Source organism: Burkholderia sp. ABCPW 111, assembly GCF_000773065.1.
Taxonomy (GTDB): Bacteria; Pseudomonadota; Gammaproteobacteria; order Burkholderiales; family Burkholderiaceae; genus Burkholderia; species Burkholderia savannae.
In genome coordinates, this window is sequence record NZ_JPWT01000050.1 from 62,776 (window position 1) to 89,080 (window position 26,305).

The window sequence follows — 26,305 nt, forward strand, 5'->3', positions numbered from 1 at the left end:
ACTCAAACGCCCGTACACCGCCCCGACGAAAAGCGACAGACCGGCCAAGCCCCTGCCGGCAAGGCGTCCCGACTTGCCCGGCGCGTCGAAACCGCGCGCTAGAGCCCCATTGCGAGCGGGTTGCGCCACATCCGCTGGCCGTCACGGTAGAATAGCGGCAACCTGTTGGATAAGCCCTTGCGGCTGAAGCGCGGCGCAGCCGCGATTCGGGTCGCGATGCGCTACGGATTCCCGGCAAGTTCGGCGATTTGTCTGCTTTTTCGCCTTTCTGCCGGGATTTTTGCAAGTGCGCCGGAGTCGTCCCGTCCCTGCGAAGGCTTATCCGACAGGTTGTGCAATGCGTGTCCCGCTTTTTGCAGGCGGCCGCGCTCCGAGCCCGTTGCACGATCGAGCATTTTTTTCACACTTAGGGGCTTGTATGACTAACGCAGCAAACGTCGCAAAGGATCAGGCGTATGTAATTCCGTTCGAGCAGTTGCGAATGACCGATGTCGAAATCGTCGGCGGCAAGAATGCGTCGCTGGGCGAGATGATCAGTCAACTGGCTGAGGCAGGCGTACGCGTGCCCACCGGTTTCGCAACGACCGCGCTCGCATTTCGCGACTTCCTCCAGCACAACAAGCTCACGGAGCGCATCGCGCAACGTCTCGAGTCGCTCGACGTCGACGACGTGAAGGCACTCGCCGAAGCCGGCGCCGAGATCCGCCGATGGATCGTCGACGCGCCGATGCAGTCGCGCCTCGAACAGGAGATCCGTGCGCAGTTCGAGATCCTGAAGAACGGCTCGCCGGGCGAGCTGTCGTTTGCCGTGCGCTCGTCCGCGACCGCGGAAGACCTGCCGGACGCATCGTTCGCGGGCCAGCAGGAGTCGTATCTGAACGTCGTCGGCATCGAAGACGTGCTCGACCGCATGAAACACGTGTTCGCGTCGCTCTACAACGACCGCGCGATCTCGTACCGCGTGCACAAGGGCTTCACGCACGCCGAAGTCGCGCTGTCGGCCGGCGTGCAGCGCATGGTCCGCTCGGACGTCGGCGCGGCCGGCGTGATGTTTACGATCGACACCGAATCGGGCTTCAAGGAAGCCGTGTTCATCACCGCGAGCTACGGCCTCGGCGAGACCGTCGTGCAGGGCGCGGTGAACCCGGACGAGTTCTACGTGTTCAAGACGACGCTCGCGCAGGACAAGTACCCGATCATCCGCCGCTCGATCGGCTCGAAGCTGATCAAGATGGAGTTCACGCAGCCGGGCGAGCCGGGCCGCGTGAAGACGGTCGACGTGCCGCACGAGCAGCGCAACCGCTACTCGATCACCGACGAGGACGTGATCGAGCTCGCGAAGTACGCGGTCATCATCGAGAAGCACTACCAGCGCCCGATGGACATCGAGTGGGGCAAGGACGGCCGCGACGGCAAGATCTTCATCCTGCAGGCGCGCCCGGAGACGGTGAAGAGCCAGGCCCACGGCAAGGTCGAGCAGCGCTTCAAGCTGAAGGGCCAGTCGCAGGTGCTCGCGACGGGCCGCGCGATCGGCCAGAAGATCGGCGCGGGCCCCGTGCGCGTGATCCACGATCCGTCCGAGATGGAGCGCGTGCAGCCGGGCGACGTGCTCGTCGCCGACATGACCGACCCGAACTGGGAGCCGGTGATGAAGCGCGCGTCCGCGATCGTCACGAACCGCGGCGGCCGCACCTGCCACGCGGCGATCATCGCGCGCGAGCTCGGCGTGCCGGCGGTGGTCGGCTGCGGCGACGCGACCGACGTGCTGAAGGACGGCTCGCTCGTCACCGTGTCGTGCGCGGAGGGCGACGAAGGCAAGATCTACGACGGCCTGCTCGAGACCGAAGTGTCCGAGGTGCAGCGCGGCGAACTGCCGCCCGTGCCGGTCAAGATCATGATGAACGTCGGCAACCCGCAGCTCGCATTCGACTTCTCGCAGCTGCCGAACGCGGGCGTCGGCCTCGCGCGCCTCGAGTTCATCATCAACAACAACATCGGCGTGCACCCGAAGGCGATCCTCGAGTATCCGAACGTCGACGCCGACCTGAAGAAGGCGGTCGAAAGCGTCGCGCGCGGCCACGCGTCGCCGCGCGCGTTCTACGTCGACAAGCTGACGGAAGGCATCGCGACGATCGCGGCGGCGTTCTATCCGAAGCCCGTGATCGTGCGCCTGTCCGACTTCAAGTCGAACGAGTACAAGAAGCTGATCGGCGGCTCGCGCTACGAGCCGGACGAGGAAAACCCGATGCTCGGCTTCCGCGGCGCGTCGCGCTACATCGCCGAGGATTTCGCGCAGGCGTTCGAGATGGAGTGCATCGCGCTCAAGCGCGTGCGCGACGAGATGGGCCTCGCGAACGTCGAGATCATGGTGCCGTTCGTGCGCACCGTGAAGCAGGCGGAGCGCGTCGTCGGCCTGCTCGAGAAGTTCGGCCTGAAGCGCGGCGACAACGGCCTGCGCCTCATCATGATGTGCGAAGTGCCGTCGAACGCGATCCTCGCCGAAGAGTTCCTGCAGCACTTCGACGGCTTCTCGATCGGCTCGAACGACCTGACGCAGCTGACGCTCGGCCTCGACCGCGACTCGGGCATGGAACTGCTCGCCGTCGACTTCGACGAGCGCGATCCGGCCGTGAAGTTCATGTTGAAGCGCGCGATCGACACCTGCCGCAAGCTCGGCAAGTATGTCGGCATCTGCGGCCAGGGCCCGTCCGATCACCCGGATTTCGCGAAGTGGCTCGCCGACGAAGGCATCGCGTCGATTTCGCTGAACCCGGACACGGTCATCGACACGTGGCAGGCGCTCGCCGCCAAGCAATAACCGGCAGCGGTGATCGTTCGTCCGGGCGGCGGTCGTCGGATCGCCGTTTGAATGAAGGCAAATTGAAAGGTTCGTGCTATAAACACCCCGGTAACGCCGGGGTGTTTTTCTTTGTGCAACGGGAGGGGCGATGGTGTCAGGGCAGTTTTTCTGGTGGATCGGCGTCGGGGTGTTCGTCATCGCGGAACTGCTGACGGGAACGTTCTACCTGCTGATGATCGCGCTCGGCTTCCTCGCGGGCGGCCTCGTGCATCTCGCGGGCGCGCCCGTCGCGTGGCAGTTCGCCGCCGCCGCGCTCGTCGCGATCGTCGCCGTGATCGTGCTCCGGCGCTCGGGGCTCGGCCGCAAGCAGAAGCGCGACGCGTCCGCGAATCCCGACATCAACATCGACATCGGCGCGACGATCACGGTCAGGCACTGGCATGATCGCCGCGCCCGCGCGCAGTATCGCGGCGCGCAATGGGACGTCGAGCTCGCCGCCGGCGAGCGCGAGGACGCGCATCTGTACGAAGTGCGCGCGGTGCGCGGCAATTGCCTCATCGTCGCCGCGAAGCCGTCGGCCTGACCGCACGCGTGCTCGCGCGTTCGGCTTTCACATTTCAACCAGGAGGACCAGCTTCATGGATTCGTTGATCGTCTGGGCGGTGCTGCTCGTCATCGCTTTCGTGATCGTGTCGCAGACGGTGAAGATCGTGCCGCAGCAGCACGCGTGGGTGCTCGAGCGGTTCGGCCGCTATCACGCGACGCTGTCGCCGGGCCTGAACATCGTGCTGCCGTTCGTCGACCGGATCGCCTACCGGCACGTGCTGAAGGAAATCCCGCTCGACGTGCCGAGCCAGATCTGCATCACGCGCGACAACACGCAACTGCAGGTGGACGGCGTGCTGTACTTCCAGGTCACCGATCCGATGAAGGCGTCGTACGGGGCGAGCAACTTCGTGCTCGCGATCACGCAGCTCGCGCAGACCACGCTGCGCTCGGTGATCGGCAAGCTCGAGCTCGACAAGACGTTCGAGGAGCGCGACTTCATCAATCACAGCATCGTGTCGGCGCTCGACGAGGCGGCGTCGAATTGGGGCGTGAAGGTGCTGCGCTACGAGATCAAGGATCTGACGCCGCCGAAGGAGATCCTGCATGCGATGCAGGCGCAGATCACCGCGGAGCGCGAGAAGCGCGCGCTGATCGCCGCGTCCGAAGGGCGCAAGCAGGAGCAGATCAACCTCGCGTCGGGCGCGCGCGAGGCGGCGATCCAGAAATCGGAGGGCGAGAGGCAGGCGGCGATCAACCAGGCGCAGGGCGAGGCGGCCGCGATTCTCGCCGTGGCCGAGGCGAACGCGCAGGCGATCCAGAAGATCGCGCAGGCGATCCAGTCGCAGGGCGGGATGGACGCGGTGAACCTGAAGGTCGCCGAGCAGTACGTCGGCGCGTTCGGCAATCTCGCGAAGGCGGGCAACACGCTGATCGTGCCGTCGAACCTGTCGGACCTGAGCACGGCGATCGCGTCGGCGCTCGCGATCGTGAACCGCGGTGCGCCGGGCGCGGCAGGCTCGGGCGCGAGCAAGGGCTGAGCGCCGCCGTCGGCGGGATGAAGAAAAGGCCCGCTTTTTCGAGTCGATCGAAGCGGGCCTTTTCGATGTCGGCGCATCGCGCGGCGGATGAAGTGCGCCGCGGGCGGGCGCGCGGCGTGCGGCAAAGCGTCGCGCGTTACGCGGCCGAGCGCATGATCCGCGCTTTTTCGCGTTCCCAGTCGCGTTTCTTTTCGGTTTCGCGCTTGTCGTGCAGTTTCTTGCCCTTGGCGAGGCCGATCTCGCATTTGACGCGGCCGCCTTTGTAGTGGAAGTTCAGCGGCACGAGCGTATAGCCGCGCTGCTCGACCTTGCCGATCAGTTTCTTGATCTCGTCGCGATGCAGCAGCAGCTTGCGGGTGCGGACCGGGTCAGGCTTGATGTGGGTCGAGGCCTCGGGCAGCGGGCTGATGTGCGTGCCGATCAGGAAGATCTCCGCGTTCTTCACGACGACGTAGCCTTCCTTGATCTGGCCGCGCCCGGCGCGCAGCGCCTTGACCTCCCACCCCTCGAGCACGAGCCCCGCTTCGTAGCGCTCTTCGATGTGGTAATCGAAAAACGCTTTTCTGTTGTCGATGATGCTCATGAAGGGAAATGGCCAACTCGTTTAAAATCACAATTTTAGCAAAGCGGGGCGGCGTTGGCCCGGCTTGCTCGTTTACCTTAGCGATGCCGCGCGATTTATGGCAGATGTCCAGAAAACCGTATTGATCCGCCATTCGGCGGAACAGATGTTCGACCTCGTCACCGACGTGGCCGACTACCCGAACTTCCTGCCGTGGTGCGGCGGCGTCGAGATTCGCCGTCGCGACGAAACCGGCATGGAGGCGCGGATCGACATCAACTTCAAGGGCATCAAGCAGCATTTCGCGACCCGCAACACGCAGGAGCGCCCGACCCGGATCGACATGGAGTTCGCCGACGGGCCGTTTCGCAAGTTCACCGGCTACTGGCGCTTCACGCCGCTGCGCGCGGACGCGTGCAAGATCGAATTCGCGCTGCATTACGAGTTCTCGAGCATCATCCTCGAGAAGATCATCGGGCCCGTGTTCACGCACATCGCGAGTACGTTCGTCGAATCGTTCGTGAAGCGCGCCGACCAGCGCTACGGCAAGGGGTGACGCAGATGCCGAAGGTCCAGGTCTGCTACGCGCTGCCCGAGCAACAGACGCTCGTCGCCGTCGACGTGCCGGCGGGCGCGACCGTGCGCGACGCGATCGACGCGAGCGGCGTGCTCGCGCGTCATCCGGACATCGATCTCGCGACGCTGAAGACGGGCATCCTCGGCAAGCTCGCGCCGCTCGACGCGCCCGTGGCCGACGGCGACCGCGTCGAGATCTACCGGCCGCTCATCGTCGATCCGAAGGTCGCGCGGCAGCGCCGCGTCGACAAGACCCGCCGCGAAGGCTCGATCGAAGGCCGCAAGTGGCTGCCGAAGGATTCGCGCTGAGCGGCGGCGCGCGGCGTGGGCGATTCGCCTGACGAAATTTCGCGGCGGCCCATGCGCGCGCTTTCCGGGCCGACGCCGGGCGAAGCTTCCGAAGAGAAATCCAAACAGACATATCCGAAGAAATATTCGGAGAAATATTCGGAGAAGCGTCCGGCGGAGGCCGCGCTCAATGCGCGCCGAGGTTCGCGTTGAGCGGATCGTCGGCCGCGCGCTTGCCGTCGCCGTGGCGGCGCACCGATCCGTAAACGCCCGCGAGCAGCAGCGCGAGCGCCGCGATCTCGAGCGTGCGCGGCAGGCGATGATCGAAAACGAAGCCGTACAGCAGCGCGAAGACGGTTTCGAACACGATCAACTGGCCCGACAGCGTGAGCGGCAGCCGCTTCGACGCCGCGTTCCACAGCCCGTTGCCGAGCCACGACGCGCCGATCGCGAGGCCGAGATTCAGCAGCCAGAACAACTGCCAGCGCGATGCGGGCAGCGCGGGCTGCAGCGCGCCGGCCGGCAGCGCGACGATGCCGATCCAGCACAGCCCGCCGATCAGGCCGGTGACGACGCCCCACAGCACCGACCATTCGTTGCCGTCGAAATGATGGTGGCGTTGCAGGTAGCGGGCGTTCGCGACCGCGTACCATGTCCAGCTCGCGAGCGCGCCCGCCGCGCACGCGATGCCGGCGAGCTTTTGCGAGAGCGTCGTCGCGTGCGCGGCTTCGGACGTGAACAGGTCGACGTTGATGCACGCGATGCCGGCCACGACGAGCGCGAGCGGGCCCGCGAGCCGCTTGAGCGGCACCGCGCCGTGGTCGCCGAGGCCGGCGAGCGTGACGGTGACGGGCAGCACGCCGACGATCAGCGAGCTGGGCGCGATGCCGATCAGATGCACGGCGCTCGACAACAACATGTAGTAGGCGACGTTGCCGACGAGCGCGAGCTTGACGAGCGCGACGAGATCGTCGCGCGTCAAGCGCGCGGCGAGCGAGCGGGCGGCGGGCAGCGCGGCCGCGAGCGACACGAGGCCGTACATCGCATAGCGGCCCACGCTCAGCAGCAGCGGCGAAAAGTCGGTCAGAAGCCGCGGCACGAGAAACACCATCCCCCACAAGGCGCCTGCCAACACGCCATACACCACACCGCGCTGCATCGAATTCTCCGGCCATTTCACTGACGAGCGCGCATCTTAGCGAAGCGAGGCGGTGTCTGTCTTGTTCATTCCTGCACTCGGTCGGAGCGGCGTGGGCGTGGAGCGCGCCGGCTCGGCGGCTCGGTGTTGAGGCGGATCGCCGGCAATTGCGCGTGCCGCGTCGGCGGCGCGGCCTCATCGCTCGACGGCGGCGAGCGAAGTTTTGGCGCGCCTGTCGCCGTGTTTGCGCGTGACGCGCGGACGGACGTTGCGGCGCATGCCGCCCGTGGCTGCCCGTGGCTATTCGTCGGTCGAGCCGGCCGCGCGCCCCGCGCCGCCGCGTGCCGCGCCGTTTCGCGCGGGGCGGCGGACGGCTCGCATTTTCCCGCTGTTGCCGCCGCCGCAGAAGAAGCGCTCGCCGCCGTCGGATTCGAGCCCCGACACGCCCACGCCAGCCGGCATCTCGAGCGCTTCCAGCACGTCGCCCGTTCGCGGATCGATGCGGCGCAGCTCGCTCTCGTCGTTCTCCCACGTGCCGTGCCAGAGCTCGCCGTCGACCCACGTGACGCCGGTGACGAAGCGGTTCGATTCGATCGTCCGAAGAATCGCGCCTGTGTCGGGATCGATCTGATGAATCTTGCGATCGCGGTACTGGCCGACCCAGAGCGTGCCTTCCGCCCATGCGAGCCCGGAATCGCCGCCGCCGCCGGGCGCGGGGATCGTCGCCAGCACGCGCCCCGTGTCCGGATCGATCTTGTGGATGCGATCCTCCGCGATCTGATACAGGTGCCGGCCGTCGAACGCCGTGCCCGCGTGCGCGGCGACACCGATGGAGCGCAGCGTCGCCCCGCTCGCCGGGTCGAGCGCGTTCAGTTTGTCGCCGGACGCGAACCATACGCGATGGCCGTCGTACGTGAGCCCGTGCACGCTGTCGACGCCTGCGAACGGGCCATATTCCCGAATGATTTCGGCTGCGGATCGTTTCATGTCTTCGCCTTCCGGTCGATCGATGGCGCCATCCTAATCGCCCGGCAGCGCGGCCGGGAGTAACAAGGCTGTCGCGAATCCGGGCACGGGCGGGGTGGTCCAGCGGCGCGCGCGCCCGCGGCCGAACGACTGCGCCTTGCCTGCCGTCGCGAGCGCGTCGAGCGAGCGCTGCACGGTGCGCTGGCTCGCGCCGAGCGCGAGCGCGAGCGCCGAGCTCGACCACGACTCGCCGTCGGCGAGCAGGGCGAGCACCGCCGCGTGCGCGTCCTCGACCGGGCGCGCGAGCACGGCCACGTCGCGCGCGCGGCGCGGCGTCAGCGCGAATCCTCGCTTCGTCGCATGAATGTCGGCGAGCGCGCCGAGCATCGCGCGCAGCCGTCCGATTTCGACGCGCAGGCGCGCGCGATGCGTTTCGTCCATGCGTTTCGCGCGGAACGCGCGGGCGACGAGCGCGTCCCGCGGCACGTCGCCCGGCCAGGCCTCGCCGAGCGCGCGCGCCAGCGCGAACAGCACGGGACGTCTCGCGAGCGAGACCGTCGCGCGCGCATCGCGCACGACGTGGCGGCACGCGTCGACGACGAGCGATTGCGATGCGCGCCACGCTTCGACGTCGTCGAGCCGCAGCGCGCGTTCTTCGCCGCGCGCGATGAGGCGCGCCGCGGGCGCGTCGAGCACGCGCAACGCGTGCTCGACCTCGGCCGTCAGCGCGGGAATACCGGCCTCGCGCGCGGCGCGCCCGGCGTCGGCGAGCGCCGCGCGCGCGGCCTTCGTTCTGATCCGCCGCAGCGCGATCCCCGCGACGATCAGCGCGTGCGTGGCTTGCAAGGCGGGCGGCAAGGCGGCCGGATCAAGCGCGGCGAGCGTGCGCTCGGCTTCGTCGAGGCGGCCGATTAGCAACAGGCGCCGGACTTCGAGATAGCGCGCATGCGCGGCGTTCGCGCGGTCGCCGTGCGCCTCCAGCGTCGTGCGCGCGGCTTCGAGCGCCTTCTCGGGCCAACCGAGCTCGCGCGACGCGAGCGCGATCTCGGCTTCGGCGACGACGCATCGCGCGCGGGCGACGGCTTCCGTCGCGCCGAACGCGCGGGCCGCGCTTCGCACGAGCGCCTTCGCCCGCGCGAAATCGCCGAGCTGGGCCATCGCGATGCCGCGCAGCGCGAGCGCGGGCGCGTCGTCGCGCAACGCGACGCGGTTCAGCGCGCCGAGCGGATCACCCGCCGCGAGCGCGCGCGCCGCGGCCGTGATCAGCGAGTCCATCGGAATCCCGCCACACTTGTCACTCCCACCGTTCGAAGCCCGCGACTAATCTACCACCACGATCACGCAACCCGCGCGCCGGTTCGCGAATCGGGCGAGCTGCGCGCGACACGAAAAAGGAGGGACGATCGATGGCGACTCACACGATTGGGACGCGCGACGAATGGCTCGCCGCGCGGCTCGAACTGCTCGATGCGGAAAAGGCGCACACGCGGCGCGGCGACGAACTCGCGCGGCTGCGCCGGGCGCTGCCCTGGGTGCGCGTCGACAAGGCGTATCGATTCGAGACCGACGAAGGACGCGCGTCGCTCGCGGAGCTGTTTCGCGGCCGCTCGCAACTGCTCGTCTACCACTTCATGTTCGGGCCCGACTACACGGCCGGATGCCCGTCGTGCTCGGCGATCGCGGACGGCTTCGACGGCTTCGTCGTTCACCTCGCGCATCACGACGTCACGCTGTCGGCGGTGTCGCGCGCGCCGCTCGCGAAGCTGCAGGCGTACCGCAAGCGCATGGGATGGACGTTTCCGTGGGCGTCGTCGCTCGACAGCGACTTCAACTACGACTTCAACGTGTCGTTCACGCAAGCGCAGCAGCGCGACGGGACCGTCGAATACAACTATCGGCGCGGCGGCCATGCGATGGACGCGACGCCCGCGCCTGCGCCCGTCGCCGAATTCGCGGCCACCTGCGGGACCGATGCGCGCACGTACGCGCGCGATCGGCCCGGGATGAGCGCGTTCGTGCTCGAGGACGGCGTCGTCTATCACACGTATTCGACGTACGCGCGCGGGCTGGACGGCCTCTGGGGCATGTACCAGTGGCTCGATCGCGCGCCGAAGGGACGCAACGAAACGGGTGTCTGGTGGCGTCGCCATGACGAGTACGGCGAGCGCTGAGGGCGCGCGCGGTCGCCGCCTGCGCGACACCGGGCGCGGCGTCGCGCGGCACGCCGCCTTCGGGCGCGCGGCGCCGGGCGTGCTCGGCGGCGCGTCGGCGCTGCTTGGGGGCGCCGTCGCGGCGGCCGCGATCGCGTGGCTCGCGTCGATGCCCGCGACGGGCGACGCGCCGATGGCGGGCGGCGGGACGATGTCGGTGATTGGCGCGCGAGTGTGCGGACGGACGTGGGCGGGCGATGCGGCGTCGTTCGTCGGCATCTGGGCCGCGATGATGGCGGCGATGATGTTGCCGTCGTTCGCGCCGATGCTCGTGCGCTGCGCGCGCTCGGTCGGCTGCGTGGGCGGGATTCGGGCCCGGCTGCGGGCTGGGCTGCGGGCGGTGTCGGTCGCGGCGGGATATGGGTTCGTGTGGATCGCGGTCGGCATTGCCGTCTATGTGCTCGGCGCGGCGCTGGCGGCGGTCGAGATGCACGTGCCGGCGCTGGCGCGCGCCGCGCCGGTCGCGCGCGGCGTGGTCGTCGCGTGCGCGGGCGCGCTTCAGTTCACTGCGTGGAAGGCGCGCCATCTCGCATGCTGCCGTGAGGCGCCGCGCCGCTGCCGCGCGTTGTCCGCGAGCGCCGGCGCGGCCTGGCGGCACGGCGTGCATTTCGGCCTTCGCTGCTGTTGCTGCAGCGCGGGCCTCACGGCGAGCCTCGTCGTCCTGGGGATCATGGACCCGCCGACGATGGCGGCCGTGACGGCCGCGATCACGGCCGAGCGCCTCGCGCCGGCTGGTGAGCGTGTCGCGCGGGGCGTCGGGTGTGTCGGCGTCGCGGCGGGCATGATCCTGATCGCGCGAGCGGCCGGGCTCGGGTGACGCCGCAAGCGACGCGCGCGGCATCCGGCGCGGCGGGCAAGGCGCTCGCGCCGCGCTCTGCCGTCGGAGCAAATGTGGGGCACGCGCGGGGTGCTCCGGCCCGAGCGGCCGTGTATGAGCGACGGAGTCTGCGAAAGCTGCAAGGACTGCGACGGCCATGGGCTGACAGAGCCGTTTGGCCGGGCGATGGCGTGGCAGTGGTTCGCTTCGGCGTGGACGAGGGCGCGACATGGGTGCAACAGGACACGACTAGGGTACGGACAAGGGCGGGGTACGACAGGGGCGCGTCGCCCGCCCCGCCCGACTTGCGTGCCGCTTTTCGCGCGCTTATCCGTCCTGTCGCCTAGCGCCGCCGCCGCAAGCGTCGCACACGGCGCACACGGCGCACACGGCGCACACGGCGCACACGGCGCACACGGCGCACACGGCGCACACGGCGCGCGTGGCACGCCGGCTTCGCCCCGCGCGAACCCGCGCCCGCCGGGCCAAAACGAAACCGGATCGAAAGCGACTCGAACCGGGAGCCGAACGATTCGGGGCTCCGAACGACCGAAAGCGGCCGAAAACGGCTAAGCCGTTGTTCGTGTTGTGAAAATTAACCGGGCATCGCGTATAATTCGCTTTTGCGCCCATAGGATTTGCCATGCGTCTGATCCAAAAAGCACTCACGTTCGATGACGTGCTCCTCGTCCCGGCGTTCTCCGACGTTCTGCCGCGCGACACCAGCCTCAAGACCCAACTGACCCGCAACATATCCCTGAACATGCCGCTCGTGTCCGCCGCGATGGACACGGTCACCGAAGGTCGCCTGGCGATCGCGATGGCGCAGCAAGGCGGCGTCGGCATCGTTCACAAGAACCTCACCCCCGTCGAGCAGGCCCGCGAAGTCGCGAAGGTCAAGCGTTTCGAATCGGGCGTCGTGCGCGATCCGATCACCGTTCCGCCGAGCATGAAGGTGCGCGACGTGATCGCGCTGTCGCGCCAGCATGGCATCTCGGGCTTTCCGGTCGTCGAAGGTCCGAAGCTCGTCGGCATCGTCACGAATCGCGACCTGCGCTTCGAAACCCGCCTCGAGGAGCCGGTCAAGTCGATCATGACGCCGCGCGAGCGCCTCGTGACCGTCGCCGAAGGCACGCCGCTCGCCGAGGCGAAGGCGCTGATGCACAGCCACCGCCTCGAGCGCGTGCTCGTCGTCAACGATGCATTCGAGCTGCGCGGCCTGATGACGGTCAAGGACATCACGAAGCAGACCGAGCACCCGGAAGCGTGCAAGGACGAGCACGGCAAGCTGCGCGTGGGTGCGGCGGTCGGCGTCGGTGCGGACAACGAGGAGCGCGTCGAGCTGCTCGTACAGGCGGGCGTCGACGTGATCGTCGTCGATACGGCGCACGGCCACAGCAAGGGCGTGCTCGAGCGCGTGCGCTGGGTCAAGCAGAACTTCCCGAAGGTCGAGGTGATCGGCGGCAACATCGCAACCGCCGCCGCCGCGAAGGCGCTCGTCGAATACGGCGCGGACGCGGTGAAGGTCGGCATCGGCCCGGGCTCGATCTGCACGACGCGGATCGTCGCGGGCGTCGGCGTGCCGCAGATCAGCGCGATCGCGAACGTGTCGGACGCGCTGCGCGGCACGGGCGTGCCCTGCGTCGCCGACGGCGGCATCCGCTTCTCGGGCGACGTGTCGAAGGCGCTCGCCGCCGGCGCGAACGCCGTGATGATGGGCAGCATGTTCGCCGGCACCGAAGAATCGCCGGGCGACGTGTTCCTGTATCAGGGCCGCCAGTACAAGTCGTACCGCGGCATGGGCTCCGTCGGCGCGATGAAGGACGGCGCGGCGGACCGCTACTTCCAGGACAATTCCGCGAACATCGACAAGCTCGTGCCGGAAGGCATCGAAGGTCGCGTCGCATACAAGGGCTCGGTCAACGCGATCATCTTCCAGTTGATCGGCGGCGTGCGCGCGAGCATGGGCTACTGCGGCTGCAAGACGATCGCGGAGCTGCACGACAAGGCCGAGTTCGTCCAGATCACCGCGGCCGGCATGCGCGAATCGCACGTGCACGACGTGCAGATCACGAAGGAAGCCCCCAACTATCACGTGGACTGATTGCCGATGAAACCGTTGCTGCGCGCCGTTCTCCTCATCGATGCCGCCTTGCTCGCCGCCTTCGGCGTGCTGTTCGTGCTGACTCCGTGGAAGGCGCTGTACGACGCGCTGCAACTCGTCACGGTCGATCCCGCGATGATCGGCCAGGCGTTCGGCATCGCGCTTCTCGGGCTTGCGTGGCTGTCCGTGCACGCGGCCTTCAACGGCGACCTGACCGCGGGCGTCGCGCGCGCGGTCGGGCACGTGAACTGGCTGACGGGCGTCGTGATGCTCGTGTGGCTGCTCGCGATCCGCTCGCCGCAGTTGTCGTCGTTCGGTCAATTCGTGTCGGTGGTCACGGCAGCGGTGCTGCTCGTGATCGGCCTGGGCGGCGTGCGGCTCGCGGCCGCGGTGCGCAGGCGCGAAAAGACGCAGGCGATCGAGGCGCGCGTCGCGTCGAAACGCGCTGCGGAGCCGGCCGTGACGGCGCCCGCCGCCGCGCGGATCGAGCCGAGCGTGTCGCGCGCAGGCGAGCCGACCGGTGCGGCGGGCGCCGCATCGGCAACGAGCGCGAGCGCGGCGCAGGCCGCGAACGCAGGCGAGACGATCGCGGCGCCGGCCGAGCGCAAGGGCGCCCCGACGAGCGATCTCGGCGACGCGGCGCGGCCGCCGTCGCAACCGTGAGCGGCCCGGTCTCCCCGACTGTCAGGCCGCCGCGCATCGCCGCGGCGCGACCGCCCGGATACGTATTCGATGCAGCGCCTCGTGCGCTGCTTTTGTTATTCCATTGTTCTTTTTCCCGTCCGCTGCCATGCACGACAAAATCCTGATTCTCGACTTCGGTTCGCAAGTCACCCAACTGATCGCGCGGCGCGTCCGCGAAGCGCACGTCTACTGCGAGATCCATCCGAACGACGTCTCCGACGACTTCGTCCGCGAATTCGCACCGAAAGGCGTGATTCTGTCCGGCAGCCACGCGAGCACCTACGAGGACCAACAACTGCGCGCGCCGCAGGCGGTGTGGGATCTCGGCGTGCCCGTGCTCGGCATTTGCTACGGGATGCAGACGATGGCCGTGCAACTGGGCGGCAAGGTCGAATGGAGCGACCATCGCGAGTTCGGCTATGCGGAAGTGCGCGCGCACGGTCACACGCGACTGCTCGACGGCATCCAGGATTTCGCGACCCCGGAAGGCCACGGGATGCTGAAGGTGTGGATGAGCCACGGCGACAAGGTTGCCGAGCTGCCGCCGGGCTTCGCGCTGATGGCGTCGACGCCGAGCTGCCCGATCGCCGGCATGGCCGACGAGTCGCGCGGCTACTACGCGGTGCAGTTCCATCCGGAAGTCACGCACACGGTGCAGGGCCGCAAGCTGCTCGAGCGCTTCGTGCTCGACATCGCAGGCGCCGCGCCCGACTGGATCATGCGCGACCACATCGAAGAGGCGGTCGCGCTGATTCGCGAGCAGGTCGGCGACGAAGAAGTGATTCTCGGCCTGTCGGGCGGCGTGGATTCGAGCGTCGCGGCGGCGCTGATTCACCGCGCGATCGGCGATCAGCTGACCTGCGTGTTCGTCGATCACGGCCTGTTGCGCCTGAACGAAGGCAAGATGGTGCTCGACATGTTCGAGGGCCGCCTGCATGCGAAGGTCGTGCACGTCGACGCGTCCGAGCAGTTCCTCGGCCATCTCGCGGGCGTCGCCGATCCGGAGCGGAAGCGCAAGATCATCGGCCGCGAGTTCGTCGAGGTGTTCCAGGCCGAGGCGAAGAAGCTGACGAACGCGAAGTGGCTCGCGCAAGGGACGATCTATCCGGACGTGATCGAATCGGGCGGCGCGAAGACGAAAAAAGCGACGACGATCAAGAGTCACCATAATGTCGGCGGTCTGCCGGAGACGCTCGGCCTGAAGCTGCTCGAGCCGCTGCGCGATCTGTTCAAGGACGAGGTGCGCGAGCTCGGCGTCGCGCTCGGCCTGCCGGCAGAGATGGTGTATCGCCATCCGTTCCCGGGCCCGGGCCTCGGCGTGCGGATTCTCGGCGAGGTGAGGCGCGACTACGCGGAGCTGCTGCGCCGTGCGGACGCGATCTTCATCGAAGAGCTTCGCGGGACGTTGGCGACCGAGCAGGACGCGGCGGCGGGCCTTTGCGAGCCGTCGCAGGTCGGCAAGAGCTGGTACGACCTGACGAGCCAGGCGTTCGCGGTGTTCCTGCCGGTGAAGTCGGTCGGCGTGATGGGCGACGGCCGCACGTACGACTACGTGACCGCGCTGCGCGCGGTGCAGACGACCGATTTCATGACCGCGCACTGGGCGCACCTGCCGTATGCGCTGCTCGGCCGCGCGTCGAACCGGATCATCAACGAAGTGCGCGGGATCAACCGGGTCGTGTACGACGTGTCGGGCAAGCCGCCGGCGACGATCGAGTGGGAGTGAACCCGGTCTTTCGAGAAGCTGCCGTGAGTCGTTGAAGTGCCGGGGCTCGTGCCGCACGATGGCTGTCGGCGGCCATCGCCCGTCGGTATCTTGCGTTGGCCGTAACGTCGAGGAAGGTTTTCGGCGGTCGAAAGCAGCGAGAGACGCCGCGATTGCGGCTGTCGAGAGTTTCGCGGCGATACGACTGGCCGCCGCCGACGCGCTGCAACGTGCGCATGGCTTACGGCGCGCGGCTCATGCGCACGAGCGTCGTTGATCGAAACCGCTTGTGCGCGCTTTTCGGAAACGCTTGTCGACCGAGATCGATCCGGCCGATTGATGAGGCGAGTGTTTTGCAACGAGGCGAAGGCGTCCGGAGCGCCGGCAGCAACCTCCCTGTCAGCGAGTTCGTTCGGTGCAGCCGCGTCTTCGCCATCGCTGACGGAGAAGGCGTGCGCCCCGGCTCGTCTTGCCGACGCTTGTCTCAGAAAACGTACGCCTGTCCGTCTTCCGGAACGAGCAGGCGGTCCGTCATGCCTTTCTCCTTGGAGAATTCGCGCAGCGCTTGTCGCGTCAATGCGGCGTGATTCACCGCTTCCATGTGACTCGCGATCAACGTGGCCTGCGGCGCCGCGCGGTGGACTTCGTAGACGTCTTCCTTGCCCATGATGATTGCACCGAGGCCGACGACTTGTGCGTCTCCGCTGTTCACGATGACGACGTCCGGTCGGAAGCGCTTCAGGTTCTGTTCCACGTGCTTGTTCCAGACCGTGTCGCCGGCCAGGTAGAGCGTCTTTTCGTCGGCGTGCCTGAACACGACGCCGCAGACTTCGCCCAGCAGCTCGCCGATCGCGTGAATCGCATCGTCCGTGCCGTGTTGCCCGGGCGTCTTGACGAGCGTCACGCCGTTGTATTGGGTGCGATGCGTCAGCAGGCGGACGTCCATGAATCCGGACGCCTTCACGAGGCGGGCGTCGCGTTCGTGCTGGACGAAGACCGGCAGGCTCTTCGGCACGACGGACTTCGCCGTTTCGTCCCAATGGTCCGGATGCGTGTGGGTGACGATCACGGCGTCGACGTCGAGGATCGCGTCCATGGCGATCGGCAGTTCGACGGTCGGCCATTTCAGGTGGCCGTTCACGGTGCCCTCGAGCCCGGGGTAGGTGCCCTTGGAAGCAAGCATCGGATCGACGAGAAACCTCGTGCCGGCATATTCGATCAGGACCGTCGCATTGCGTACTTGCCGGAATTTCACGGGGCACTCCTTTTGTCGTTTTTCATTGCGTACCGATCGGTACAAAACCAGGATAAAGATGCGCGCGTGCCAGGCATGCGCGTGTTCAGCGGAGATTCGAGAGGAGCGGCAGCAAAGACTCGTTCAGTCGCTCGATGCGAAATATCAACGGGCTTGCGGATTGCGGCATCAGAACAATGTCGGCGTGCCGTTTGCAGCGGCGACCGAGCGATGGCGGCTTCCACGACTTCGCTCAGTCTGCGGTGTGCGTCAGCGTCGCAGCGCGGCCGGTCAGCGCTAGCAGCACCGCTTCGACAAAAGCCGTCGCATCCGCGCGGCGTTTGGCTGCGAGGCGCTGTTCGCCGAGCGTTCTGAGCGTCGCTCCGCCGAAGTGCTCCATGATGTCCGGCAGGCGCGCACGCTACCGCGGCTTCCCCAGCCGCCGTCGCCGATTTCGGTCGGGAAGATCCAGGCGCGCGCTCCGATTTCGTCCGCGGGCGTGCCTTCCGCGCGCGCGATGGCGGCGGTGACTTCCTTCACGAGGCTGGCTCGCGCCGCATCCGTGTATTGACCTTCCGGCACCGACGCCACGATTCGAAAGATCGGCGCGGCCGCGAGCGCGCCGGCCCGATAGACTGCCGTGGGCCGATGCACGAATATCCATGCGGCGTCGCGCACCCGCGGATCGTCGGGATCGAGATCCTCGTGACGGATCAAGATGTCCGTCAGCTCGCGCATCAATTGCGCCTCTGCTTGCGGCGCGAGTGCGCCTTCCGGAATATATGCATCGATCATCGGCATCGTGAATTCCTCGAGTGGTTTCAGGGCGGGCCGGCTCGCATGCCGGGCGACGTGGTTCCACTTTAGGAATGGACGCGATGTATCGGAAGTGGCGAAATCGCCATTCGGCGGGGCAATTCGGACATCGGCTGCGGCGTCGATGATCGCCGCCCACCGATGCTCATCGAGCGAATCGGCGCCGGTATTCGCCCGGCGACACGCCCGTCACACGCTTGAACAGCTGTCTGAAGCCGCTGACGTCCGTGTATCCGACGCGTTCGCATACGGCGTCGATGCCGAGCTTTCTTTGTTCGAGCAGGCGCTTTGCCACTTCGATGCGCAGCGTCTGCAGATACCTGAGCGGCGGCGCGCCGACGGCCTCCTTGAAGCGCCGATTGACGGTCCGCTCGCTGACGGCGAGATGGCGGCTCAAGCGTGTCAGGCTGAACGGCTCGCGCAGATGCCGCTCCATCCAGCGTTGCGCACGCGCGACCACGGCGTCGTCGTGTTCGCGGCTGTCGGCTTGGGTGATGTCGATGAACGAATCCTGCGACACGCGGTTCATGTCGATCAACATGATCTTCGCGGTTGCGGCGGCGAGTTTCGGTGTCCCGAGCTTTTCAACGACGCGCAGCGCGAGGTTCTGATACGACGTGACGGCGCCGCTGCAAAGGATGCCTTCCTGTTCGGTCAGAACGTCCGATGCGCGCAATTCGACTTCAGGGTAGCGCGCGCGAAAGCTCGTCGCTTTCGACCAATGCGTGGTGGCCACGCGTCCGTCGAGCAGGCCCGCTTCGGCGAGCAGGAACGCACCGGTGCAATACGTTGCGATCAGCGTGCCGCGTGCGTGTTGGCGCCTCAATGCGTCGAGAAGCGGCGCCAGCAGGGCCGGGCGGCTCAGGAGCCGCCCGACGTCGGAGACGAACGGTCCTGTCAGCCAGATCGCATCGGCTGCGCTTCTGCCGTCGATTCGCCCGTCGACCTGAGCGATCTGGCCCGAAGCGGTGCGCACCGGATTGCCGTCGATCGAATCGACGCGCCATGTGAACGCGCGCGCGCGTCGCTCGCTCCCGTCTTCCGCGGCGAGATGATTGGCGGCCGTCAGCATGTCGATCGGCGCGGCGATGCCCGATGCGAGACAATGCTCGACCGCCCATATTCGGATGAATGGCATGGTTGGCAAAATTGTCGATGTATCAGGACGATTCTGCCACAGCCATTTGTTGGTATCCGGGGCTATTGCGGTCGCCCGTTCGCCGTATTTTCCGGGGAGGGCTCGCTCGGCATCAGCCTCGCCGTGGCGGCCCAGAACGCGAATGCCGCGGCGCTCGTGGCCGCGCCCAGCATGCACACGCCGCGCCACCCGGCTGCCGCGTAGACGGCCGTCGACGCGATCGCGCCGAGGCCGCTGCCGACCGAATAGAACAGCATGTAGACGGCGACGAGCCGGCTGTGCGCGTCGGGCCGTGCGCGAAAGATCATGCTCTGGTTGGTCACGTGAATCGCCTGTCCGCCGACATCGAGCAGCACGACGCCGAGCGCGAGCGCCCACAGCGACGCGGGCATGAACGCAATCGGCAGCCATGACGCGAGCAGCAGCGCGAGCGCCGCGGCGCTCGTCGGCTGCCCGAAGCCGCGATCGGCCCAGTGTCCGGCGCGCGCGGCGGCGAGCGCGCCCAGCGCGCCGACGAGCCCGAACGCGCCGATCGCGGTGTGCGAAAACGCATACGGCGGCGCGCTCAGCGGCAGCACGAGCGCATTCCAGAAGATGTTGAACGCGGCGAACATCAGGAGGGCGATCGTGCCGCGGATCTGCAACACGCGCTCGTCGCGCAGCAACGTGAAGAGCGACGCGATCAGGCGCGGATAGCCGATGCGCGACGGCGCAGGCGCGACGGCGGGCAGCTTGCGCGCAAGCAGCGCCGCAAGCACGAGCATCGTCGCAGCCGAAAGGAAATAGACGCTGCGCCATCCCGCCGCGTCGCTGACGACGCCCGCCAACACGCGCGCGAGCAGCAGCCCGACGACGACGCCGCCTTGCGCCGCGCCGACCACGCGTCCGCGCTCGTGCGCAGCCGCCGCGCTCGCCGCGTACGAAATGAGTCCCTGGGTCATCGCGGTGCCGAGCAGCCCGGCGCCGAGCATGCCGGCGAGCAGGACGGTGGCGGTCGGCGCGAAGCCGACGACGGTCAAGGTCGCCGCGAGCGCGAGCGATTGCGCGAGCATCAGCCGCCGTCGGTCGACGAGGTCGCCGAGCGGAACGAGCAGCAGCAGCGCGAGCGCGCAGCCGATCTGCGTGGTGGTCACGACGCCGCCGATCGCCGCGCGCCCGATCGCGAAATCGGCGGCGAGCGCATCGAGCAGCGGCTGCGCATAGTAGACGTTGGCGACGCTCAGGCCGCTCGCGCAGGCGAACAGCGCGACTGCGCTGCGCGGCAGCGTCGCCGGCGCCGCAGGCGAATCGGCGGCTCGAATCGAACGGGCGGCCGGTGCTGCTGGCGGAGCTTGCATGCGGATGCCTCGCTTGAATGGTTGCAAATTGAAACCATGCGAAGAATAGTTCGTTTGGTTTTGATTTGCAACCGATCGGCAAGAGGTTCGACGGTGTATTGTCGAAACCCTGCCGGGCGTGCGGTGAAAAGAAAGCCGCGTATCGGAGAACTTCGCTTCGAGCGGCATTTCTTCGGCGGCACGTCCGCGCGGGCCGTGCGCGGTGCGCTGTCGAAAGCCTCGTCGAATGCTTGCCGCTTGGCGACGGTGCGCATGCTTGTCCGATCCGGTCTATGCTAAGGAGCCGCCGTCAGCGACGGTCGGCCATCCCGAGGATGATTCGCGAACCCGTCAAGGAGAACCCATGGCTCTTTCGATGTACGACGTTTCGATTCCCGCGTTCATTCGCGGCCTGAACAACCTGTCGGCCGTGCTCGACAAGGGCGACGCGTACGCGCGCTCGCAGGGCGTCGAGCCGGCCGAGTTCGTTCGCGCGCGGCTTCGCGACGACATGTACTCGCTCGACGCGCAGGTTCAGCGGGCGAGCGACACCGCGAAGGGATGCGGCGCGCGGCTCGCGGGGATCGCGGTGCCGTCGTTCGCCGATACCGAGGCGACGTTCGCCGAGCTGCGCGCGCGCATCGGCAAGACGATCGATTTCCTGAAGACGATCCAGCCGGCGCAACTCGACGGCAGCGAAACGCGCGCGATCGAGTTGCCGCTGCGCGACGGCGTGATGACGTTCGACGGCAAGTCGTATCTGCTCGGCTTTGCGCTGCCGAATTTTTATTTCCACACGACGACGGCCTACGACATCCTGCGGCACAAGGGCGTGCCGCTCGGCAAGATGGACTATCTCGGCGGGCGTTGACGCGGGGCCGGCGCGCGCGCCGTCGCCGGTAGCGGCGACAGCGCGCCGGCGCGCCGGCCGTTCGGCGAGTTTGGGATTCGACGACGAGCCTCCGGTGATCGGCCGCGAGCGGAGCCGGCTGTCCTGGCGAATGAAATCGTGTCGGAACGGCGGCGGGAGAATGCCGGGCAGTGGAGTGGCCGGAGACGGCGGCGTAACGGCCGCAGTCGGCGTGTCCGGCCAGAAAAGAGGGGCGAAGCGCCGTGGCTTTTCGAGTGTCGCGTCGGGCGGAGGTGGCGGAGGCGCCGCTTGCCGGGCCGATTCGCGCGGAGCGAAGCGACGCGTCGGCGGGCGAGGCGGCGCGGAATGCGCGACGCGAGGGCAGTCGGCGCTAGCGAAACCTGGCGGCGTGCCGCGGCGGCGAGAAACCCTCGCCTCGTCGACGCTTGCCGATCGACGGCGATGCCGCTATCGGCCGCCGGTTTGGTGCTTGAATCCGCTTCGCTCAGGCCTTTTCGCGACGCCTAAAACCTCACGCCGGTCGCGCACCCGCCCGCAAACCCGCCGTTGCCGCCCGCGCCGCCGCACATCACGCCGCATCCCGACGCGAGTCCGGCTGCGACGAGCGACACCGCAAAAACGAGGGCGCGAACGTGGCGCCGAGTGACGATCGACATTGCTTCGTTGCCCTGAGCGAGCGCAAGGCGCCATGCGCCGCGCGGTTGGAGAGGCCGCAGCAAGAATAGCGCCTTTTCTCGCATGCGGGCCCGGATATCGAGCATTTGCTCGGACAGGCTGGACCTCGGCGCGCCGCCTGCTAAAATCCGCATGCCGCATTGTTATGAAACCCCGATGAAACTGCTTGACGCTCTAGTCGAACAACGTATCGCCGCCGCCGTCGCGCGGGGGGAGTTCGACGATTTGCCGGGCGCCGGCGCGCCGATGGAACTGGACGACGACCTGCTCGTCCCGGAAGAAGTGCGCGTCGCGAATCGGATATTGAAGAACGCGGGCTTCGTGCCGCCCGCGGTCGAGCAACTGCGGGCGCTGCGCAACCTGCAGGACGAGCTGCGCGCGGTCAGCGACCGCGCGACCCGCTGCCGCCTGCAGGCGAAGATGCTCGCCCTCGACATGGCGCTGGAATCGTTGCGCGGCGGCCCGATGGTCGTGCCGCGCGAATACTGCCGCCGCATCGCCGAGCGTCTGTCCGAGCGCGTGCTCGGCGAAGCGCAGGGCGAAGCGGGGGCGATGTGATGCCCGCTGGCGCGCCCGCGTCCGGCGTCGAGCCCAGCGAATCGCAACCGCCGCTTCTGTCAGCCGCCGCCGAGCGCGACCGCCGCTACATGCGCATGGCGCTCGCCGCCGCCGAGGAAGCGCGTGCGGCGGGCGAAGTGCCGGTGGGCGCGGTGATCGTGCGAGGCGACGAGGTGATCGCCCGCGGCTTCAATCATCCGATCGGCGGCCACGATCCGTCCGCTCACGCCGAGATGGCCGCGCTGCGCGCCGCCGCGCGCGCGCTGCGCAACTACCGGATGCCCGGCTGCGAGCTGTACGTGACGCTCGAGCCATGCCTGATGTGCTCGGGCGCGATCATGCACGCGCGGATTGCGCGCGTCGTGTTCGGCGCGCCGGACCCGAAGACGGGCGCATGCGGCAGCATCGTCGACGCATTCGCCGACGCGCGCCTGAACCATCACACGCTGGTCGAAGGCGGGGTGCTCGCGGACGAATGCGGCGCGGCGCTCAAGTCGTTCTTTGCGGAGCGGCGGCAGGCGATCCGCGACGCCCGCCGCGCGCAGCAGGCGCCCGACGCGCCGCCGCGCGAGGATTGAACCGAGCGGTGCGGGGCGCCTCTAAATACGTCTGATCGATTCTTCCCAGCGAATTCATGATTCTCACGCCCCGCATGCCGCGCACGATTCGTCTTCTCGCCCCTTCCGGTTATCCGCACGACCCCGCCGCGATCGATCGCGCGCTCGAACGCCTGAGCGACGAGCGGCATCGCATCGAGAACCTCGACGCGACGCAGCGCCGCTATCAGCGCTTCGCCGGCACCGACGGCGAGCGCGCGGGCGATCTGAACCGGCTCGCCGATTCGTCGCTGCCGCTGCCCGACATCGGTCTCGCGGTGCGCGGCGGCTACGGCGCCGCCCGGATTCTGCACGGGCTCGACTATCGGGGCCTAGAAAGGCGGCTGCGCGATCAGCCGATCGCGCTCGTCGGTCACAGCGATTTCACCGCGATCCAGCTCGCGCTCTACGCGAAGGCGCGCGTGAAGACGTTCGGCGGCCCGATGCTGTCCGCCGATTTCGGCGCGGAGAAGCCGAGCGAATTCACGCTCGCGCATTTCTGGCAGACGCTCACGCAGCCGACGGCGACGATCGTCTCCGACGTGCCGCAAACGCAGGCCGTCAACGCGTCGGGCACGCTGTGGGGCGGCAATCTCGCGATCCTCGCGTCGCTCGTCGGCACGCCCTACATGCCGCAGATCGAAGGCGGAATCCTGTTCGTCGAGGACGTCAATGAACAGCCGTTCCGGATCGAGCGGATGATCTACCAGCTGCATCTCGCGGGCGTCCTCGTGCGCCAGCAGGCGCTCGTGCTCGGCCAGTTCACGGGCGCGCGTCCGTTCGAGTACGACAACGGCTACGACATGCAGACGATGATCGAGCAGGTGCGCGGCGTGATCGGCATTCCGATCGTCACGGGGCTGCAATTCGGCCACGTGCCCGACCTGCTGACGCTGCCGTTCGGCGCGCGCGCGGAGCTCGTCGCGAACGAGCACGGCTTCCGGCTCACGATGTCGGACTATCCGCATCTTTCGGCGTGAGCGCGGGGCGGCCGCCGGCACGGCACGAAAAAGGCGGGCGACCGCCTTTTTTTTACGCGTTGCTTCGCAACTAACGGATATGGAGCGCGATTCGCTCGATCTGTCGCGATGCACCAATCGAAGGAAAAATTGTCGACAAAAATACAGGCTGCCGATGGCGATTGTGACGACTCAAACGGTGAAGAGTCCCGTCAAATATGGCGAATTGAAGCGTCTGCACCGAATTGATGCGGTTCGGGTGACGTCCCAATCACCCATGTTGTGCAAAATCGATGTGCAAAATTGTTGACAATATTTATGTCCAATCTACGATGCTGTTCATAACGAGATGCGAACCATGACGAAGAAAGATTCCGCGCCGACGGGCGCGAGCCCCGAGTCGATCGCCGAGCGGATGCGCACGGCGATCCTCGAGCATCGGCTCGCGCCCGGCACGAAGCTGACGGAAGCGCAGTTGTGCGAAGTGTTCGGCGTGAAGCGCGGCACGATCCGGCAGGCGCTAGCGCTCCTCGCGACCGATCGGCTCGTCGATCTTGAGCCGAATCGCGGCGCGTTCGTCGCGAGTCCGACGCTGCAGGACGTGCACGAAGTGTTCGAGATGCGGCGCATCGTCGAGCTCGCGGTGATGGAGCGGCTCGCGACGGGACCGGGCGCGAAGCGCCTGAAGGGCGTCGCGGCGATGATCGACAAGGAGCGCAACGCATTCGAGCGGCGCGATTTTCCGGCGTGGGTGCGTTTGTCCGGCGAGTTCCATACCGCGCTCGCGGCGCTCACCGGCAACACGGTGCTGCGCGATTGCCTGGAGGGGCTCGTCGTGCGCTCGACGCTGATGTCGGCGCTGTACGAATCGCACGGGCGCAGCCCGTGTTCGTTCGACGACCATGCGCAGATCCTCGCGGCACTCGAAGCCGGCGACGCGAAGCGCGCGGCGCAACTGATGGCGCACCATCTTCAGCACGTCGAACTGAGGATGCTCGATCGGCCGGCGCAGGGCGCGGTCGATCTGCGCGAGGTGTTCGGCAATCCGGGCTGACGGCCCGGCCGCACGCCTCGAGCGCTCACTGAACTGACGAAATGCCGGGAGGTCGCGTATGCGGCCGCCCGCCAGGGCGGCATCGGGCGACCACGTTCGGGCCGCGATTTCAATGACGATCGCGCGGCTCGTCCGCGGCAGGCAAGGAGATGTCATGGCTCAGTTCAGTGTGGCGCAGCAAGGCGCCTCGTATCGACCGAACGAAGATCGCCCGGGCGACACGGACGGCGCGGCGGCGCCCCCCGGTTACAGCAATCGTCTGTACAACGAAGATCTCGCGCCGCTCGCGAACCAGAGCTGGGGCGCATACAACATCTTCGCTTTCTGGATGTCCGACGTGCACAGCGTCGGCGGCTATGTGTTCGCGGGCAGCCTGTTCGCGCTCGGCCTGACGAGCTGGCAGGTGCTCGTCGCGCTGATCGTCGGCATTTCGATCGTCAACGTGCTGTGCAATCTGATTGCGAAGCCGAGCCAGCAGCTCGGCGTGCCGTATCCGGTCGCGTGCCGAGCGACGTTCGGCGTGCTCGGCGCGAACGTGCCCGCCGTGATCCGCGGGCTCATCGCGATCGCATGGTACGGAATCCAAACTTATCTCGCGTCGAGCGCGCTCGTGATCGTCGTGCTCAAGTTCTTTCCGCAGTGGATGCCCTATGCGGACGTACATCGCTACGGCTTCCTAGGGCTCTCGGCGCTCGGCTGGGCGGGCTTCATGCTGCTGTGGGTGCTGCAGGCGTTCGTTTTCTGGAACGGCATGGAGACGATCAAGAAGTTCATCGATTTCGCCGGCCCCGCGGTGTACGTCGTGATGTTCGTCCTCGCGGGCTACATGGTGTGGCGCGCCGGCTGGCGCAACATCGGCCTCAATCTCGGCGGCGTCAAGTATCACGGCGCCGAGGTGATCCCGGTGATGGTGACGGCGATCTCGCTCGTCGTATCGTATTTCTCGGGGCCGATGCTCAATTTCGGCGACTTCTCCCGCTACTGCGGGCGCTACGGCAGCGTGAAGCGCGGCAATTTCTGGGGGCTGCCCGTCAACTTCCTCGCGTTCTCGCTCGTCACGGTGATCACGACGGCCGCGACGCTGCCCGTGTTCGGACAACTGATCACCGATCCCGTCGAGACAGTCGGCCGCATCGATCATCCGACCGCGGTGATTCTCGGCGCGCTGACCTTCACGATCGCGACGATCGGGATCAACATCGTCGCGAACTTCGTGTCGCCCGCGTTCGACTTCTCGAACGTCGCGCCGCGCCTGATCAGCTGGCGCGCGGGCGGCATGCTCGCCGCAGTCGCGTCGGTGTTCATCATGCCGTGGAATCTCTTCAACAATCCCGTCGTGATCCATTACACGCTCGACGTACTCGGCAGCTTCATCGGGCCGCTGTACGGCGTGCTGATCGTCGATTTCTATCTGGTGAAGCGCGGCGCGCTGCGGCGCGACGATCTGTACACGATGTCGACGGACGGCGCGTACTGGTATCGCGACGGCGTGAACCGGCGTGCGATCGCGGCGCTGCTGCCCGCGGCCGCGATCGCCGTCGCGTGCGTGATGGCGCCGGCATTGTCCGGGCTCGCGAATTTCTCGTGGTTCATCGGCGCGGCGCTCGGCGGCGCGTTCTACCGCGCGCTCGCGCAAGCGAAAGCATGACGGA

Annotated in this window: 25 protein-coding genes; 16 read left to right on the forward strand and 9 right to left on the reverse strand. The window is 67.5% G+C overall.

Translation table 11 applies throughout. The features are described from left to right. Positions 1-221: 221 nt before the first annotated feature. Complete coding sequence (locus X946_RS34990) at positions 222-404, reverse strand: hypothetical protein (RefSeq protein WP_156440113.1); 183 nt, start codon at positions 402-404, stop codon at positions 222-224. A gap of 14 nt (positions 405-418) precedes the next feature. Here X946_RS34990 and ppsA point away from each other — a divergent pair, with 14 nt between their 5' ends. The 3 genes from ppsA to X946_RS06610 all read left to right on the forward strand — a co-directional run bounded on the left by ppsA (position 419) and on the right by X946_RS06610 (position 4,386). Continuing rightward, positions 419-2,818, forward strand: coding sequence for a phosphoenolpyruvate synthase (ppsA, locus tag X946_RS06600; protein WP_038745025.1), 2,400 nt, complete (start codon positions 419-421; stop codon positions 2,816-2,818). Between the two features lie 130 nt (positions 2,819-2,948). Next, the gene (locus X946_RS06605) at positions 2,949-3,383 is read left to right on the forward strand and encodes an NfeD family protein (RefSeq protein ID WP_038745028.1); all 435 of its coding nucleotides are present in this window, start codon (positions 2,949-2,951) and stop codon (positions 3,381-3,383) included. Positions 3,384-3,438: 55 nt separating this feature from the next. Then, positions 3,439-4,386 (forward strand): SPFH domain-containing protein, encoded by a 948-nt coding sequence (locus tag X946_RS06610; RefSeq protein ID WP_038745031.1) that lies wholly within the window; start codon positions 3,439-3,441, stop codon positions 4,384-4,386. Between the two features lie 136 nt (positions 4,387-4,522). On the opposite strand, the gene smpB is transcribed toward X946_RS06610, so the two are convergent. Then, entirely contained in the window at positions 4,523-4,969 is a 447-nt protein-coding gene (gene smpB / locus X946_RS06615; RefSeq protein ID WP_038745032.1) for an SsrA-binding protein SmpB, read from the reverse strand. Positions 4,970-5,066: 97 nt separating this feature from the next. On the opposite strand from smpB, the gene X946_RS06620 reads away from it, so the two are divergent. Both X946_RS06620 and X946_RS06625 read left to right on the forward strand, forming a co-directional pair. After that, positions 5,067-5,504: a type II toxin-antitoxin system RatA family toxin gene (locus X946_RS06620; RefSeq protein WP_038745034.1), complete on the forward strand. Its 438-nt coding sequence runs from the start codon at positions 5,067-5,069 to the stop codon at positions 5,502-5,504. 5 nt (positions 5,505-5,509) lie between these two features. After that, complete coding sequence (locus X946_RS06625) at positions 5,510-5,833, forward strand: RnfH family protein (protein WP_038745123.1); 324 nt, start codon at positions 5,510-5,512, stop codon at positions 5,831-5,833. 166 nt (positions 5,834-5,999) lie between these two features. On the opposite strand, the gene X946_RS06630 is transcribed toward X946_RS06625, so the two are convergent. The 3 genes from X946_RS06630 to X946_RS06640 form a co-directional block, all read right to left on the reverse strand. Next, a complete protein-coding gene (locus X946_RS06630) occupies positions 6,000-6,971 on the reverse strand; it encodes a DMT family transporter (protein WP_038745125.1) in 972 nt (323 codons plus the stop codon). 279 nt (positions 6,972-7,250) lie between these two features. Continuing rightward, the gene (locus X946_RS06635) at positions 7,251-7,937 is read right to left on the reverse strand and encodes a Vgb family protein (RefSeq protein WP_038745037.1); all 687 of its coding nucleotides are present in this window, start codon (positions 7,935-7,937) and stop codon (positions 7,251-7,253) included. A gap of 33 nt (positions 7,938-7,970) precedes the next feature. Beyond that, a complete protein-coding gene (locus tag X946_RS06640; protein ID WP_038745039.1) occupies positions 7,971-9,191 on the reverse strand; it encodes a hypothetical protein in 1,221 nt (406 codons plus the stop codon). Positions 9,192-9,322: 131 nt separating this feature from the next. Here X946_RS06640 and X946_RS06645 point away from each other — a divergent pair, with 131 nt between their 5' ends. The 5 genes from X946_RS06645 (at position 9,323) to guaA (ending at position 15,457) form a co-directional block, all read left to right on the forward strand. Beyond that, positions 9,323-10,087 carry a DUF899 domain-containing protein gene (locus X946_RS06645; protein ID WP_038745042.1) on the forward strand — a complete coding sequence of 255 codons (765 nt, stop codon included), beginning with the start codon at positions 9,323-9,325 and terminating at the stop codon, positions 10,085-10,087. Further along, entirely contained in the window at positions 10,065-10,943 is an 879-nt protein-coding gene (locus X946_RS06650) for a DUF2182 domain-containing protein (protein WP_235364004.1), read from the forward strand. Before X946_RS06645 ends, X946_RS06650 begins: the two co-directional genes overlap by 23 nt. 643 nt (positions 10,944-11,586) lie before the next feature. Continuing rightward, a complete protein-coding gene (guaB, locus tag X946_RS06655) occupies positions 11,587-13,047 on the forward strand; it encodes an IMP dehydrogenase (protein WP_038745044.1) in 1,461 nt (486 codons plus the stop codon). 6 nt (positions 13,048-13,053) lie between these two features. Continuing rightward, complete coding sequence (locus X946_RS06660) at positions 13,054-13,710, forward strand: hypothetical protein (protein WP_038745131.1); 657 nt, start codon at positions 13,054-13,056, stop codon at positions 13,708-13,710. Between the two features lie 127 nt (positions 13,711-13,837). Beyond that, positions 13,838-15,457: a glutamine-hydrolyzing GMP synthase gene (gene guaA / locus X946_RS06665; protein WP_038745047.1), complete on the forward strand. Its 1,620-nt coding sequence runs from the start codon at positions 13,838-13,840 to the stop codon at positions 15,455-15,457. A gap of 463 nt (positions 15,458-15,920) precedes the next feature. Here guaA and X946_RS06670 read toward each other — a convergent pair whose 3' ends face one another. The 4 genes from X946_RS06670 to X946_RS06685 all read right to left on the reverse strand — a co-directional run bounded on the left by X946_RS06670 (position 15,921) and on the right by X946_RS06685 (position 19,961). After that, positions 15,921-16,691 (reverse strand): MBL fold metallo-hydrolase, encoded by a 771-nt coding sequence (locus X946_RS06670; RefSeq protein ID WP_038745049.1) that lies wholly within the window; start codon positions 16,689-16,691, stop codon positions 15,921-15,923. Between the two features lie 276 nt (positions 16,692-16,967). Further along, the gene (locus X946_RS06675; RefSeq protein WP_235364005.1) at positions 16,968-17,471 is read right to left on the reverse strand and encodes a tautomerase family protein; all 504 of its coding nucleotides are present in this window, start codon (positions 17,469-17,471) and stop codon (positions 16,968-16,970) included. Between the two features lie 160 nt (positions 17,472-17,631). Further along, positions 17,632-18,624: a GlxA family transcriptional regulator gene (locus X946_RS06680; RefSeq protein WP_038745052.1), complete on the reverse strand. Its 993-nt coding sequence runs from the start codon at positions 18,622-18,624 to the stop codon at positions 17,632-17,634. Positions 18,625-18,686: 62 nt separating this feature from the next. Continuing rightward, positions 18,687-19,961 (reverse strand): MFS transporter, encoded by a 1,275-nt coding sequence (locus X946_RS06685; RefSeq protein WP_081989397.1) that lies wholly within the window; start codon positions 19,959-19,961, stop codon positions 18,687-18,689. Between the two features lie 343 nt (positions 19,962-20,304). Between X946_RS06685 and X946_RS06690 the strand changes: the two genes are divergently transcribed. The 6 genes from X946_RS06690 (at position 20,305) to X946_RS06720 (ending at position 26,301) form a co-directional block, all read left to right on the forward strand. Further along, the gene (locus X946_RS06690) at positions 20,305-20,811 is read left to right on the forward strand and encodes a DUF1993 domain-containing protein (protein ID WP_038745055.1); all 507 of its coding nucleotides are present in this window, start codon (positions 20,305-20,307) and stop codon (positions 20,809-20,811) included. Positions 20,812-21,642: 831 nt separating this feature from the next. After that, entirely contained in the window at positions 21,643-22,044 is a 402-nt protein-coding gene (locus X946_RS06700; protein ID WP_038745060.1) for a DnaJ family domain-containing protein, read from the forward strand. Then, a complete protein-coding gene (tadA, locus tag X946_RS06705; RefSeq protein ID WP_038745062.1) occupies positions 22,041-22,622 on the forward strand; it encodes a tRNA adenosine(34) deaminase TadA in 582 nt (193 codons plus the stop codon). Before X946_RS06700 ends, tadA begins: the two co-directional genes overlap by 4 nt. A gap of 56 nt (positions 22,623-22,678) precedes the next feature. Next, positions 22,679-23,620: a muramoyltetrapeptide carboxypeptidase gene (gene ldcA / locus X946_RS06710; RefSeq protein ID WP_038745065.1), complete on the forward strand. Its 942-nt coding sequence runs from the start codon at positions 22,679-22,681 to the stop codon at positions 23,618-23,620. Between the two features lie 337 nt (positions 23,621-23,957). Further along, a complete protein-coding gene (locus X946_RS06715) occupies positions 23,958-24,653 on the forward strand; it encodes a GntR family transcriptional regulator (protein ID WP_038745067.1) in 696 nt (231 codons plus the stop codon). 154 nt (positions 24,654-24,807) lie between these two features. Continuing rightward, positions 24,808-26,301 carry an NCS1 family nucleobase:cation symporter-1 gene (locus tag X946_RS06720; RefSeq protein ID WP_197419406.1) on the forward strand — a complete coding sequence of 498 codons (1,494 nt, stop codon included), beginning with the start codon at positions 24,808-24,810 and terminating at the stop codon, positions 26,299-26,301. The last annotated feature ends 4 nt before the right edge of the window (positions 26,302-26,305 follow it).

Excerpts from the sequence above, each read along its gene's own strand:
- X946_RS06715 (WP_038745067.1), top strand. The coding sequence starts at position 23,958 with ATGACGAAGAAAGATTCCGCGCCGACGGGCGCGAGCCCCGAGTCGATC.
- X946_RS06635 (WP_038745037.1), bottom strand. The coding sequence starts at position 7,937 with ATGAAACGATCCGCAGCCGAAATCATTCGGGAATATGGCCCGTTCGCA.
- X946_RS06700 (WP_038745060.1), top strand. The coding sequence starts at position 21,643 with ATGAAACTGCTTGACGCTCTAGTCGAACAACGTATCGCCGCCGCCGTC.
- X946_RS06720 (WP_197419406.1), top strand. The coding sequence starts at position 24,808 with ATGGCTCAGTTCAGTGTGGCGCAGCAAGGCGCCTCGTATCGACCGAAC.
- guaA (WP_038745047.1), top strand. The coding sequence starts at position 13,838 with ATGCACGACAAAATCCTGATTCTCGACTTCGGTTCGCAAGTCACCCAA.
- X946_RS06630 (WP_038745125.1), bottom strand. The coding sequence starts at position 6,971 with ATGCAGCGCGGTGTGGTGTATGGCGTGTTGGCAGGCGCCTTGTGGGGG.
- X946_RS06645 (WP_038745042.1), top strand. The coding sequence starts at position 9,323 with ATGGCGACTCACACGATTGGGACGCGCGACGAATGGCTCGCCGCGCGG.
- X946_RS06690 (WP_038745055.1), top strand. The coding sequence starts at position 20,305 with ATGGCTCTTTCGATGTACGACGTTTCGATTCCCGCGTTCATTCGCGGC.
- X946_RS06610 (WP_038745031.1), top strand. The coding sequence starts at position 3,439 with ATGGATTCGTTGATCGTCTGGGCGGTGCTGCTCGTCATCGCTTTCGTG.
- X946_RS06640 (WP_038745039.1), bottom strand. The coding sequence starts at position 9,191 with ATGGACTCGCTGATCACGGCCGCGGCGCGCGCGCTCGCGGCGGGTGAT.
- X946_RS06605 (WP_038745028.1), top strand. The coding sequence starts at position 2,949 with ATGGTGTCAGGGCAGTTTTTCTGGTGGATCGGCGTCGGGGTGTTCGTC.
- X946_RS06650 (WP_235364004.1), top strand. The coding sequence starts at position 10,065 with ATGACGAGTACGGCGAGCGCTGAGGGCGCGCGCGGTCGCCGCCTGCGC.
- X946_RS06660 (WP_038745131.1), top strand. The coding sequence starts at position 13,054 with ATGAAACCGTTGCTGCGCGCCGTTCTCCTCATCGATGCCGCCTTGCTC.
- X946_RS06620 (WP_038745034.1), top strand. The coding sequence starts at position 5,067 with ATGGCAGATGTCCAGAAAACCGTATTGATCCGCCATTCGGCGGAACAG.
- X946_RS06685 (WP_081989397.1), bottom strand. The coding sequence starts at position 19,961 with ATGCAAGCTCCGCCAGCAGCACCGGCCGCCCGTTCGATTCGAGCCGCC.
- guaB (WP_038745044.1), top strand. The coding sequence starts at position 11,587 with ATGCGTCTGATCCAAAAAGCACTCACGTTCGATGACGTGCTCCTCGTC.
- smpB (WP_038745032.1), bottom strand. The coding sequence starts at position 4,969 with ATGAGCATCATCGACAACAGAAAAGCGTTTTTCGATTACCACATCGAA.
- ldcA (WP_038745065.1), top strand. The coding sequence starts at position 22,679 with ATGATTCTCACGCCCCGCATGCCGCGCACGATTCGTCTTCTCGCCCCT.
- ppsA (WP_038745025.1), top strand. The coding sequence starts at position 419 with ATGACTAACGCAGCAAACGTCGCAAAGGATCAGGCGTATGTAATTCCG.
- X946_RS06625 (WP_038745123.1), top strand. The coding sequence starts at position 5,510 with ATGCCGAAGGTCCAGGTCTGCTACGCGCTGCCCGAGCAACAGACGCTC.
- X946_RS06675 (WP_235364005.1), bottom strand. The coding sequence starts at position 17,471 with ATGCCGATGATCGATGCATATATTCCGGAAGGCGCACTCGCGCCGCAA.
- X946_RS06680 (WP_038745052.1), bottom strand. The coding sequence starts at position 18,624 with ATGCCATTCATCCGAATATGGGCGGTCGAGCATTGTCTCGCATCGGGC.